Here is a 12,036-nt window from a genome sequence, read left to right as displayed (position 1 = left end):
CTTCCTCGGCGCGATATAGGGGATGGCCTCGGTCATTTTGCTCAATTGATGACACGCTCTAGGCCGGGCAATATGGCGATTCACCTACCTCGCCCCAGGCCGGGCGCCATATCTGTGCGACCCGTCACACTGGCCGGCGCCCACCTAACCTGCCGTTCATCGACCGGGACGGAAAGTCGTCACGTCGGCCGCAGCAAGCCATGGCGCTCTCCCCGGAGCGATGCTGCCAGGCCGGCGGTTCTCCTCTCTCTCCCCTGCGCGAGGTGACGGACATGCTGGAAGTGCGACCGATCGACGAATGGTTCGTGATTCACGATACCGTCGAGGACGAAGACGTCATGCGGTTTTCCACCCGCACCGAAGCCGAGGCGCTGCTGACCGAGATCGGCCTCCAGGAAAGCGCCGCCGTCCACGGACTGGACGCACGCTGATCGGTGCCGCCGTCGCGGACGATCGGCGGCCGGCGCGAGCGATCGGCGACCCGCGGGATCGCGACGCGCATGAGGCATGGCGGCCGGAGCCCGCCGCCATACCGGTTTCCCCCCCCCGCCGCGAAACCATCCGGCGAATAGGCCGGACGGGCTTGCCACTAGTCGTCCACGCCCGGCACCGCCAGCCCGGCCACGGCATGGGGGATGTACGGCGCCTCCAGCGCCTCGGCTTCGCCGGGCGGAAGGCACAGGGCGACGGCGGCGACCGCCTCTTCGAGATGCTGCATCCGGGTGGCGCCGACGATCGGCGCGGTCACCGCGGGCTGGCGCAGCAGCCAGGCCAGCGCGACCTGCGCGCGGCTGATCCCGAGCCGGCCGGCCACCTCGCCGACGCGCTCGACCACCTTGCGATCCGCCTCGCGGCTGGCCGCGTAGATGCCGTCGCCCCACGGGTCGGAGCTGCCGCGCACCGTGCTCGGCGCGTCCTCCCACGGACGCGCCAGCCGTCCCCGCGCAAGCGGACTCCATGGCACCACGCCGATACCCTCCTCCGTGCACAGGCCCAGCATCTCGCGCTCCTCCTCGCGGTACAGCAGGTTGTAGTGCGGCTGCATCGAGACGAAGCGCGTCCAGCCGTGGCGGTCGGCGGTGTACAGCGCCCTGGCGAACTGCCACGCCATCATCGACGAGGCGCCGAGATAGCGCGCCTTGCCTGCCTTCACCACGTCGTGCAGCGCCTCCAGCGTTTCCTCGATCGGGGTGTGCCGGTCCCAGCGGTGGATCTGGTAGAGGTCGACGTGGTCGGTGCCGAGGCGGCGCAGGCTGGCGTCGATCTCGTGCATGATCGCCTTGCGCGACAGCCCGCCGCCGTTCGCGTCGCCGCGCATCGGGTAGTACACCTTGGTGGCGATCACCACTTCCTCGCGCCGCGCGAAATCCCTCAGCGCACGCCCCAGCACTTCCTCGCTGGCCCCGCCGGAGTACATGTTGGCGGTGTCGAAGTAGTTGATGCCCAGTTCCAGCGCGCGCCGGATGAACGGGCGGCTCCGCGCTTCGTCGAGATGCCACGGACGCTCGGTCGGCGCCACCTCGTAGCTCATGCAGCCCAGGCCGATGCGCGAGACCTTGAGGCCGGTCTTGCCGAGGCGGGTGTATTCCATGGGTTACCTCCTGGTGGGGTTCAACGGGTTCTCGGTATGCGCGGCGCGCAGCGAACGCCGCTGCGGGAGCGACCGTTTCCATCGGGCAACGGCAAAGGCACCGCGGCCGAGGCAGTACCACTGACACCCCGGTTCCGATGCGCCGGGCGAAACCCGCAGGCACGCCATGCCCGCCCTCATCCACCGGCAGGCCGATGGATGGCGACGCCGGCGATCACCAGTGCGAGGCCGGCCGATTCCGCATGGCTGGGTAGCTGGCGCAGCACGACGATGCCGACGACGCTTGCGGTGGCCGGCAGCAAGGCCAGCAGCAGGGCAAAGCTGGCGCGCGGCAGCCGCGCCATCGCCAACTGGTCGCAGATATACGGGATCACCGACGAGGTCACGCCGACGCCGATGCCCGCGACCAGCAGCGGCAGGCTGGTCAGTGCCGGCAAGGCCGGCCGTATCCCGATCAGGCTGACCGCCAGCAAGGCCACGGGCATCGCCGCCGCGAGACGGTCGATGCCCGTGCCGCCGCCATCGGCCGCCACCCGGTGACCGAGCACGATGTACAAGGCGAACAGCGCGCAGTTGGCGAAGGCGAACACGAAGCCGACGGGCGCACCGGCGATGCGCAAATGCATGAGGAACCAGACACCGGCGATGACCAGCGCCAACGCAACCCGGTTGCGCGGCGTGCGCAGGCCGGCCAGCGCAAGGGCAACCGGGCCGAGGAATTCGATCGCGCCCACGGTCGCCAGCGGCAGGCGATCGATCGCCAGGTAGAAGCAGGCGTTCATGCCGCCCAGCACCGCACCCAGCGCGGCGACGTTCCATCGCACAGCTCCGTCCTGTCGCAGGAAATGCCGCCACGGCCGCCGCCACACGGCAAAGATCAGCGCCGCGCTGGCGATCCGCAGCCAGGCGACGCCGAGCGGCTCCACGCGCGCGAACAGCAGCACCGCGAAGGCCGGGCCGAGGTAATGGAAAAGCGCGCTGGCCGCGAAATACATCGATGGCGGCAGGCGCCTGGCCGAAGGAAGACGGAGCCACATGTCCATGCCTCCACTTTTGCAGACGATCGGCGCATGCTCCATTCGGATTCGAAGGACTCAGCCATCCATATTTCTTCTTTTGCAGGCCAGGTGAACGATATGCCTCAGATTTCCAGCCTCATGGCCGACCCGCGCAATATCGAGCTGCTGAAAGCCCTGCTGGACGACCCGCGCCAGCCGGTGACCCGGCTCGCCGAGCACGTCGGCATGTCCGCACCCGCGGTGAAGGAACGGCTGAACCGGCTGGAGGATGCCGGGGTGATCCGCGGCTGCCGGTTGGAGCTGGACCCGAAGGCGCTGGGCTGGCCGATCACCGCCTACGTGCGCGTGCGCCCGGTGCCGGGCCAGTTGCCGAAGGTGGCCGAGCTGGCACAGAAGATGCCGCAGGTGGCCGAGTGCCACCGCGTCACCGGCGAGGACTGCTTCATCATCAAGGTGCACCTCGATGCGCTGGAAAACCTCGACCTGATCCTCGACCGCTTCCTGCAGTACGGCCAGACCACCACGTCGATCGTGCAGTCCACCCCGGTGCCGCTGCGCGCACCGCCGCTGCCGAAAGCCGCCAAGAAGCGATAGGCGCCCCGCCGGCATCGCCTCCTGTGGGAGCGACTTCGGCGCGGCTGTTCTTCATCGGGCAACGGCAAGAGCGTCGCGGCTGAAGTCGCTCCCACAAGGGCACCCCCGATTTTGCTCGTCATCCCGGCGAACACCGGGATCCAGTGCATGTAGGCCATTGAAGGCGAAAGCTTCCCGCAGGAATGACGCGCAAGAAGCCGATCAATGACCTTTCCTGGAGCACCGGGCCAAACCGGACCGCCTCACGAGCCATGGCGGCCGGACAGCCTCAGCAGCGCACCGGTCAGGTCGAACGGGTCGGCCCGAGGCCGGCGGGATCGACGTCGGTGAAGGTGTCGGAGGTTTCGCTCGGGTTGCGCCACAGGTACCAGGCGATGCCGCCCACGATGCCAGCAGCAGGACCGCGCCCAGCCAGAACAAGCCGAACCATGATTGCAGGAATACGTGCATGGGCTGTCCTCTCCCCGTCCAAAGCCATCCATCCACGCCGGGACAACCGTCCGGCTGTCCCGGCCGCGGCCATTCTGGCACCATCGTCCGGTTATCAGCGCCGCGCGCGCGCCATCCGACCGATGTAACCGCATGAACCTGCAAGCCAATTTCGAACAGATCCCGCTCAAGGAATACGCCGAGCGGGCGTACCTGGACTACTCGATGTACGTGGTGCTGGACCGCGCCCTGCCCTTCGTGGGCGACGGCCTGAAGCCGGTGCAGCGGCGCATCGTCTACGCGATGAGCGAGCTGAGCCTGGCCGCCACCGCCAAGCCGAAGAAATCCGCGCGCACCATCGGCGACGTGATCGGCAAGTTCCATCCCCACGGCGACACCTCGTGCTACGAGGCGATGGTGCTGATGGCGCAGCCGTTCTCGTACCGCTACCCGCTGGTGGACGGCCAGGGCAACTTCGGCTCGCCGGACGACCCGAAGAGCTTCGCGGCGATGCGCTACACCGAGAGCAAGCTCAGCCCGATCGCCGAGGCCCTGCTGGGCGAGCTGGGCCAGGGCACGGTGGACTGGGTGCCCAACTTCGACGGCACCCTGGAGGAACCGAGCTGGCTGCCTGCGCGCGTGCCGCACGTGCTGCTGAACGGCTCGATGGGCATCGCCGTGGGCATGGCCACCGACATTCCGCCGCACAATCTGCGCGAACTGGTGAGCGCCTGCATCCGCCTGCTGGACGATCCGGACATCGGCGTGGCCGAACTGTGCGAGCACGTGCTGGGCCCGGACTACCCCACCGAGGCGGAGATCATCACCCCGCGCAAGGAGCTGCTGTCGATCTACGCCACCGGCAACGGCTCGCTGCGCGCCCGCGCGGTGTACCGCCGCGAGGAAGGCAACATCGTGATCACCGCGCTGCCGCACCAGGTCAGCCCGTCCAAGATCCTCGAGCAGATCGCCGCGCAGATGCGCGCGAAGAAGCTGCCGATGATCGAGGACCTGCGCGACGAGTCCGACCACGAGAACCCGATCCGCCTCGTCATCGTGCCGCGCTCCAACCGCGTCGACGCCGACGAGATGATGCAGCACCTGTTCGCGACGACGGACCTGGAAAAGAGCTTCCGCGTCAACCTCAACATGATCGGCCTGGACGGCCGGCCGCAGGTGAAGGATCTCAAGCGCATCCTCACCGAGTGGCTGGCATTCCGCACCGACACGGTGACCCGCCGCCTCAACCACCGCCTTGCCAAGGTCGAGCGCCGCCTGCACCTGCTCGAAGGCCTGCGCATCGCCTACCTCAACCTCGACGAGGTGATCCGCATCGTCCGCACCGAGGACGAGCCCAAGCCGGTGCTGATGGCGCGCTTCAAGCTCAGCGAAGAGCAGACCGACTACATCCTGGAGACGAAGCTGCGCCAGCTGGCCCGCCTCGAGGAAATGAAGATCAACGCCGAGCGCGACCAGCTCGAAGAGGAGCGCGCGCGCATCAACGTGCTGCTGAAATCGCCGGCCAAGCTCAAGGGCCTGCTCAAGGAGGAACTGCGCGCCGACGCCGCCAAGTACGGCGACGACCGCCGCTCGCCGCTGGTCGAGCGCGAAGTGGCGCAGGCGCTGGACGAGAGCGCGCTGGTGGCGAGCGAGCCGGTCACCGTGGTGCTGAGCCAGAAGGGCTGGATCCGCGCCGCCAAGGGCCACGACGTCGATGCCGAAGGGCTCAACTACCGCGAGGGCGACGGCCTGCTCGGCGCGGTGAAGGCGCGCACCACGCAACAGGTGGCGGTGATCGACTCCACCGGCCGCAGCTACTCCACGCCCGCGCACACCCTGCCCTCGGCGCGCGGCAACGGCGAGCCGCTCACCGGCCGCTTCAGCCCGCCGGCGGGCGCCAGCTTCGACGCGCTCGCCGCCGGCGACAACGACACCCGGCTGATCCTCGCCACCGACTTCGGCTATGGCTTCGTGACCCGCTTCGAGTCGCTCACCGGCCGCAACAAGGCCGGCAAGCAGATCATCTCGCTCACCGACGGCGCCAAGGTACTGGCGCCGCAGGCCAGCGCCGACCCGTCGCGCGACCGCATCGTGGTGGTCACCACCGAAGGGCACCTGCTGATGTTCTCGGTGGCCGAACTGCCCGAACTGGACAAGGGCAAGGGCAACAAGCTGATCGAGATCCCCAAGGCCAAGCTCGCCAGCGGCGAGGAACGCGTGGCCGGCATCGCCGTGGTGGCCGAAGGCAAGGGCGAGGTCACCATGTACGCCGGCCAGCGCAAGCTCACCCTGAAGTGGGCCGACCTGGTCGAATACGGCGGCAACCGCGCCACCCGCGGCGGCATCCTGCCGCGCGGCCTGCGCCGGGTGGAGCGGATCGAGACCAGCGGCTGAGATGGTGGCTGCCCCGGACGGCGGGCAGCCCCGGATCTGACGGATTACCGCACATGAAAGCCTGCGCATTGCCAGCAGGCTTTCGTCCGCAAAATCTCCTCAGCAAGGTAGCCCTGATACCCCCCCTGCGTGAGCGGTAGCATCATCGGTATCGACTGCGGCGCTTCGGATTGGCGACCGGCGCCGGCAAGAACAATCGAGGCCGATGCCACTACCGCAGGAACCCTGGAAGCCGGAACTTCCGGCTGCCCCAGGCTTCCAAACAGGATGTGCACCTCGACGCATTTCGTGCGTTGATCCACACACGCACTCCCGGAACGGCCATGAACATCCCCAAGCACCCCGGCAAGCTCATCCTCGGCATACTGGCGGCCAGCCTGCTGGCTACGGCGGCATGCGCGCAAACCGCCGGCAAGCCGCTGAACCTCAAGCTGCCCGCCCGCAACGACCTGCCGCCCAGCGACCTCCCCGCCAGCAGCGCCAGCACGTCGAAACCCGCCAAGGACGCCCCCGGCGTCTACTACGGCGACACCAGCGGCCGCATGGGCAACACCGAAGTCGCCGCCGACGACCGACCGCACTGCGACGACGCCACCTACAACCAGCCCCAGGTCCACGGCAGCGTCGGCATGGGCGTAGTCAGCGGCAACCGCATCGGCACCGGCACCTACCAGGGCGGCACTGTCAACCTCAGCCAGGCCTTCGGCAGCTGCGACCATCCCAGCGGCGGCATGAGCATTTCCATCGGCGGGACTACGGGGCGCTTTCACGGGCGTTGAAGGGTTTCAGGCAGTCAGTATTTTCGCCATGAACTCCAAACTAACGAAAAGCAGCCTGATTCTGGCAGACATGGTTTTTTGTGTCGGCCGGCCGCCTCTTTGTCACAGGCAAGCAACTCTTAACAGCAGCCGGCTCGTTCCTCCGTCTTGCTTTATGCACACGCGCCGATTTTCGGGTTAATAGCAACCCGTGGACTTACGCCCCGGCCTTGGCGGATGCCCAGACACCCAAGATATCAATCAGGCCTTATTGTGCCTTTGTGGTCATTTTGCTCAATTGATGACACGCTCTAGTGCGATGTGGCCGAATGGGTTGCCAATGGTTGCGCCGCTATAGATCACTACGATGGCAAGGCCGAGTGGATCAATTGCACTCAGCGGGACTCCCGCCAACATAGGTACATGTATTCGACCCGCTTTTTAGCCCTATTGGATCGGATTCCAGATACCGCCCGATGCTCTTTCATTGTAGATCCGAAAACTATTGATCCATAGCCTCATTTCCATGTCTTGGTGCCGGCCCGGGAAGCCCAAGCTCAACCCGCCCACCTGATCCAATGCCACCACACGACCACAGAGACCATTATTAACGCGTCGCATCAATTTCGGGATGAGTGGATTTAATACAGATAGTGGCAAAAGCGATTATCTAAAAAGCCTCGAACAATCGCTCAAAAATCCATCTCAAAGGAAGTGAAGTATGATTTTCCTGCAGGCAGTTCCAGAATGCTTTTTGACACATATCTCTGAAAGCACAAAGCCACATCGCCTGCTCCATCTCGCCAAGTCTTTACAACCCTGCCGGAAGCACTCACTTTAGCTACGACAACAATCGGCACCTGACTCTTCCCACTCTTTCCAGACAAACAATCCGAAAGCGCTCTTTCGACTATAATCCCTTGGGCCTTTGCCAGTTTCGCCGCATCCTTGGTGGAAAGTTTTTGCTCATGGGCGTCAGCCAATTCCTTCGCATCCTTGAAAGACATTACCTCCGACGGAATGGCGCCACTTGCCATCAAAAAAAAGCCAATAGTCAACCACATACTCATCCCTCATCCAAAGAAACGACGCAGCTCATCAAAGGTTATTTGCTCAACGCCAGGGCCAAGCATATTATGAAGAGCAGCGGCAGAAGCGGCCCAATCGGATCGAAAATCCAAAGAAGCCTAACATACATCGCATCCTTCGATGACATTAGGCCGGAGAACTCTTTTTTCAGTCGAATGACGAATGAGTACCCAGGCGTCAGGATGCCAGGATGCCCCAGAGACTCATAGAGATCTGGATAGTTCTTTCTTAAGTTAAGAACCACCTTGATCCGGAGAACGACAATGCAAATTCCAAGGACGCAAAGTATGTTCCAAAGAGTCGACACTGTTTTCTCAGTGATCATTTGGTCGCAGCGAAAAATATGTAGTGGATGTAATGGTGGAAATTCCGGATGCAGCGGTGGAGCCAAACGCTATTCCCCCGGAAAATCCCCACCCCCAATCCGAGTAACCCTTCCCCAAACGTGTAGCACTATAGGATGGCCCGGCGCCGATTAGAAGCTGTGCCCCCATGCTGGAGAACTGCCCGGATAGTGCCGTTGGATCAAAATAATCCAAGCCATCATCCATATCAAACGTTGATCCTGAAAATCCGAGCCCAGGGCTGATGCCGCCGTCAGCACCTTTGACATGCCCATCCACGTATACTCCACAATCTGTGCCAGGGATTCTTGCCGTGGCATGAAAGCTCATGTACGTAAACCCGAATCCGTAAGCAATAGGGGAGCTTGCCCCAAACATGGAGACATGCCATTTGGTTGTTCCAAATGGATCAATGTTGCTTACAGGACTTCCATCCACATAGGAATATGTATTCAGGCTACCTTTCAATCCAGCCGGATCTGGCTCCAGGTACCGCCCGATACTCTCGTCGTAAGTTCGAAAGCCATTGATCCACAAGCCGGTTTCCACGTCCTGGTACTGGCCAGGGAACCCCAGGCTCAACCCACCGATGTGATCCAGCACGACCGTGCGGCCATAGGGACCATTGTTGGCGCGCCAGGCCATTTCCTGCGAGGCTCCAGTCACGACTTCCGGACGACCCAGGTGATCGTTGTGCACAAAGTAGGTGGTGCCGTTATCTCGCACGACCCCAACCAGTTCCGGGCCTGCCCAAATGTAGCTCTTCCAGCCGGCCGGCCCGTGTTCTGCGGCCAGTTGGTCGCCCACGTAGATGTACTGGGTCTGCCCACCGGTGCCACCTTTGGCTACGCGTTGATCCTGAGCGTTGTATAGCAGCCCATTGACCGTCGTGCTGGTTGTCACCGTATCGAGCCGGTTGAACGCGTTGTAGGTGTAGTTCTGCGTAATACCGGGTTGCTCTTGCGCCACCGTGCGATTGCCGCGTGCATCGTACTGGTAGGCCGTATGGGTACCGGCCTGTGTGGTGTAGCTCGAAACTCGGTTGCTCGCCGGTTCGATCACGTAGTCTGTTTGCCCGCTGGGAGAAGTAAAGCGGTTGTGGTTGCCGTTGGCATCAAACGACCAAACCAGATGGCTCTGGGTGTCCTGCCACAGCCGACCGCCAGTGTCGTAGGCATAGGCACGATTCTGCGTGGCATCGATGCCGTTGGTGATCGCGGTGATCTCGTCACCCTGGTTGTAGCTGTAGCCTAGGTTTTGCCGGACCGTGGCTCCATTGCTGGCACCAAGGTGAGTAAGCCTCCCATCCTGATCGAAGCTTGCGCTGTGCTTCAGGCCGTTGCCATAGGTCCATTCCGTTGCTGCGCCGAAAGGCTGGTAATGGAAGCCGGTGGCGATATTGGTGGTCACGCCGCCCATGGTGGACGTCACGGCCGCCAGCTTGCCATGGTCATACGCGTAGCCGACTGCGACGCCGCTGGGATAGCTGATACCGGTCGGACGCCCTTGGTTGTCGTAGGTGTAACCGGTAGTGTTGACCGTGTTCTGCATCGCATCCTGGCGCGAAGCTACGTATGCATAGATGTTTTTACGCAAGGAGCTTATGAGGTTCACACAAGGACAACTCGTTCAGCGTCGAATGTAGGCAAGGACTAGAAGTAAGGCGACAGCTAAGCCAAACGATCCAAACATGTAGGCAAACATCCTGATCAAGTAAGTCTTCAATGTCCGCCTATGTGCTACAAGCTTTGCCTTGAGAGTCTGTGCGAGTTCGGGCACTTCACCCAAAAGTAAGTCCGGGTTAAGTACAAATGCAATTACGCGCCTCCTATCCCTCCAAAAGAGCCACTTACGGCCATGCGCGCGGTATTCACTCTGGATACGTCGAACGATGGCGAAGGTTCTGTAGTTGTAATACAGGCCAGCGAAGATACCTATTGGGATCGGAAGCCCCGCCAAACCAATGACAATGTAAAACGGGAACTCCATCGACGTTATGGCATTCACAATGAAAAACTCCCAGCCGCAGTCCAACTAGCGCCAGCGTGGCCCTCACCAGGGAGTGGCCCGCTAAGCTTCAAACCCGCGCCGATAAATACATTGTGAGTACGGTTGCACTGATCCAGCGGATTGCCTACGTCATAGCCAAAGACAGCACCGCCGCCACCACTGCCTCCGACCACGGGCGACCAACCGTTGAGCGTGCTCACATTATTAGTGGGCGAGTATGTCAGGAGTGCGCCTGCCGAAGCTCCCGTGCCTGTAGACGCCACGGTGAAAGGTGTAATCGAGAATATCCCTCCAATCCTCCACTGAGAAAGATCGCTCAGTGCATTTGCATTCCAGCTAATGGAAAGCTGTGCAGAGATATTGAACGTTGCAGATAGCTGTGCAGTTGCCGCCCCACCAATTGCGAACGTTCCAAGTCCTAGCGGATCGACGTTGCTTATGGGATTCCCCAATACATAGGCATAAGTGTTCGGTCCGCCCGCCAATCCAATTGGATCGGACTCCAGATACCGTCCGATACTTTCATCGTACGTCCGGAAGCCATTGATCCACAGCCCGGTCTCCACGTCCTGATACTGACCGGGGAAACCCAAGTTCAGTCCTTCAATGGCGTTTTGGACCACCGTGCGGCCATAGGGACCATTGCTCGCGCGCCACACCACTTCCTGCGAAGCACCGGTCACAACTTCCGGGCGGCCTAAATGGTCGTTGTGCACGAAGTAGGTGGCACCGTTATCTCGCACCACGCCAAGCAGTTCCGTGCCTGCCCAGATGTAGCTCTTCCAGCCAGTCGGTCCATATTCCGTTGCCAGTTGATCGCCCACGTAGATGTAGCGAGTCTGGCTGCCACCGGCAATCTTGCCTACGCGCTGGTCCTGCGCGTTGTACAGCAACGAGGTAGTCGTAGTGCCGGCATAGACCCGAATGAGCCGGTTGAACGCATCATAGGCATAGCTCTGCGTGATGCCGGGCTGATCCTGCGCTACCTTGCGGTTACCGCGTGCGTCGTATTGATAGTCCGTGCGGGCGCCAGCCAGTGTCGTATAGCTCGACACCCGATTGCTCGACGGCTCGATCACGTAGTCCGCCTGCACGCCGCTAGCGGTATAACGGCTGCGGTTGCCGTTGGCATCCAGGGTCCAGGTCAAGCCGTTGCGGGTGTCCTTCTCCAGCCGCCCCGCCGCATCGTAGGCATACACGCGATTCTGCGTGCCATCGATGCCGTTGGTGATGGCCGTGATCTCGTCACCGAAGTTGTAGTCGTAGCTCAGATTCTGACGAACCGTAGACGCATTGCTGGCACCGAGACCAGTGAGCCGGCCGTCCTGGTCGAAACTCGCAGTGTGCTTCAGGCCGTTGCCGTAGGTCCATTCCATGGCTGCACCGAAAGGCTGATAGTGGAAACCATTGGCGATTGTGGTTGTGACGCCGCCACGCGTGGAGGTCACCGCCGCCAGCTTGCCGTGGTCATACGCATAGCCGACGGCGACACCGCTGGGATAGCTGATGCCAGTCGGACGGCCCAGATCGTCATAGGTGTAGCCAGTGGTATTGATCGTGCTTTGCATCGCGTCCTGACGCGTCGCCAGCCAACCTTCCGGCGTGTAGGCGAAGGTCGACCAACTGTGCGTGGTCACGCTGTCACTTCCAGCCATGCGGCACAGCCGGCCTTTGCCGTTGGTGCACGTGTCATAGCTGTAGATACGGGTCTCCTGGCCGTTGCCCACGGACGTGGGCCGGCCCAGGGCATCGTAGGCATAGGCCAGCGCACTGCCGTCGTTGCGGGTCATCCCGGTGAGCTGGCCGCT

Annotated in this window: 10 protein-coding genes; 4 read left to right on the top strand and 6 right to left on the bottom strand. The window is 62.6% G+C overall.

What is annotated here, in order from left to right; genetic code table 11:
• Window positions 1-200: 200 nt before the first annotated feature.
• The gene (locus ASG87_RS20025) at window positions 201-431 is read left to right on the top strand and encodes a hypothetical protein (RefSeq protein WP_157511005.1); all 231 of its coding nucleotides are present in this window, start codon (window positions 201-203) and stop codon (window positions 429-431) included.
• A 158-nt stretch (window positions 432-589) separates the two neighbouring features.
• Here ASG87_RS20025 and ASG87_RS09750 read toward each other — a convergent pair whose 3' ends face one another.
• Window positions 590-1,591: an aldo/keto reductase gene (locus ASG87_RS09750; RefSeq protein ID WP_056004440.1), complete on the bottom strand. Its 1,002-nt coding sequence runs from the start codon at window positions 1,589-1,591 to the stop codon at window positions 590-592.
• Between the two features lie 176 nt (window positions 1,592-1,767).
• Window positions 1,768-2,628 carry an EamA family transporter gene (locus tag ASG87_RS09745; RefSeq protein ID WP_235499613.1) on the bottom strand — a complete coding sequence of 287 codons (861 nt, stop codon included), beginning with the start codon at window positions 2,626-2,628 and terminating at the stop codon, window positions 1,768-1,770.
• A 99-nt stretch (window positions 2,629-2,727) separates the two neighbouring features.
• Here ASG87_RS09745 and ASG87_RS09740 point away from each other — a divergent pair, with 99 nt between their 5' ends.
• Window positions 2,728-3,204, top strand: a complete 477-nt coding sequence (locus tag ASG87_RS09740) for an Lrp/AsnC family transcriptional regulator (protein ID WP_056004435.1) — start codon at window positions 2,728-2,730, stop codon at window positions 3,202-3,204.
• A gap of 283 nt (window positions 3,205-3,487) precedes the next feature.
• On the opposite strand, the gene ASG87_RS20020 is transcribed toward ASG87_RS09740, so the two are convergent.
• Window positions 3,488-3,634, bottom strand: coding sequence for a hypothetical protein (locus tag ASG87_RS20020; protein WP_157511003.1), 147 nt, complete (start codon window positions 3,632-3,634; stop codon window positions 3,488-3,490).
• Between the two features lie 152 nt (window positions 3,635-3,786).
• Between ASG87_RS20020 and parC the strand changes: the two genes are divergently transcribed.
• Window positions 3,787-6,027, top strand: a complete 2,241-nt coding sequence (gene parC, locus ASG87_RS09735) for a DNA topoisomerase IV subunit A (protein WP_056004431.1) — start codon at window positions 3,787-3,789, stop codon at window positions 6,025-6,027.
• 323 nt (window positions 6,028-6,350) lie between these two features.
• Entirely contained in the window at window positions 6,351-6,806 is a 456-nt protein-coding gene (locus ASG87_RS09730) for a hypothetical protein (RefSeq protein ID WP_056004429.1), read from the top strand.
• Window positions 6,807-7,477: 671 nt separating this feature from the next.
• Here ASG87_RS09730 and ASG87_RS20015 read toward each other — a convergent pair.
• The 3 genes from ASG87_RS20015 to ASG87_RS09725 form a co-directional block, all read right to left on the bottom strand.
• Window positions 7,478-7,855: a hypothetical protein gene (locus ASG87_RS20015; RefSeq protein WP_157511002.1), complete on the bottom strand. Its 378-nt coding sequence runs from the start codon at window positions 7,853-7,855 to the stop codon at window positions 7,478-7,480.
• A gap of 333 nt (window positions 7,856-8,188) precedes the next feature.
• Window positions 8,189-9,769: an RHS repeat-associated core domain-containing protein gene (locus ASG87_RS19350; RefSeq protein ID WP_082582878.1), complete on the bottom strand. Its 1,581-nt coding sequence runs from the start codon at window positions 9,767-9,769 to the stop codon at window positions 8,189-8,191.
• Between the two features lie 452 nt (window positions 9,770-10,221).
• A partial coding sequence (locus ASG87_RS09725; RefSeq protein WP_162258346.1) for an RHS repeat-associated core domain-containing protein occupies window positions 10,222-12,036 on the bottom strand: 1,815 nt, incomplete at its 5' end.

The organism is Frateuria sp. Soil773, assembly GCF_001428405.1.
Lineage (GTDB): Bacteria > Pseudomonadota > Gammaproteobacteria > Xanthomonadales > Rhodanobacteraceae > LMSL01.
This window is presented reverse-complemented; position numbering and strand designations above follow the sequence as displayed.

Excerpts from the sequence above, each read along its gene's own strand:
- ASG87_RS20015 (WP_157511002.1), bottom strand. The coding sequence starts at position 7,855 with ATGAGTATGTGGTTGACTATTGGCTTTTTTTTGATGGCAAGTGGCGCC.
- ASG87_RS09745 (WP_235499613.1), bottom strand. The coding sequence starts at position 2,628 with ATGTGGCTCCGTCTTCCTTCGGCCAGGCGCCTGCCGCCATCGATGTAT.
- ASG87_RS20025 (WP_157511005.1), top strand. The coding sequence starts at position 201 with ATGGCGCTCTCCCCGGAGCGATGCTGCCAGGCCGGCGGTTCTCCTCTC.
- ASG87_RS09730 (WP_056004429.1), top strand. The coding sequence starts at position 6,351 with ATGAACATCCCCAAGCACCCCGGCAAGCTCATCCTCGGCATACTGGCG.
- parC (WP_056004431.1), top strand. The coding sequence starts at position 3,787 with ATGAACCTGCAAGCCAATTTCGAACAGATCCCGCTCAAGGAATACGCC.
- ASG87_RS09740 (WP_056004435.1), top strand. The coding sequence starts at position 2,728 with ATGCCTCAGATTTCCAGCCTCATGGCCGACCCGCGCAATATCGAGCTG.
- ASG87_RS19350 (WP_082582878.1), bottom strand. The coding sequence starts at position 9,769 with ATGCAGAACACGGTCAACACTACCGGTTACACCTACGACAACCAAGGG.
- ASG87_RS09750 (WP_056004440.1), bottom strand. The coding sequence starts at position 1,591 with ATGGAATACACCCGCCTCGGCAAGACCGGCCTCAAGGTCTCGCGCATC.
- ASG87_RS20020 (WP_157511003.1), bottom strand. The coding sequence starts at position 3,634 with ATGGTTCGGCTTGTTCTGGCTGGGCGCGGTCCTGCTGCTGGCATCGTG.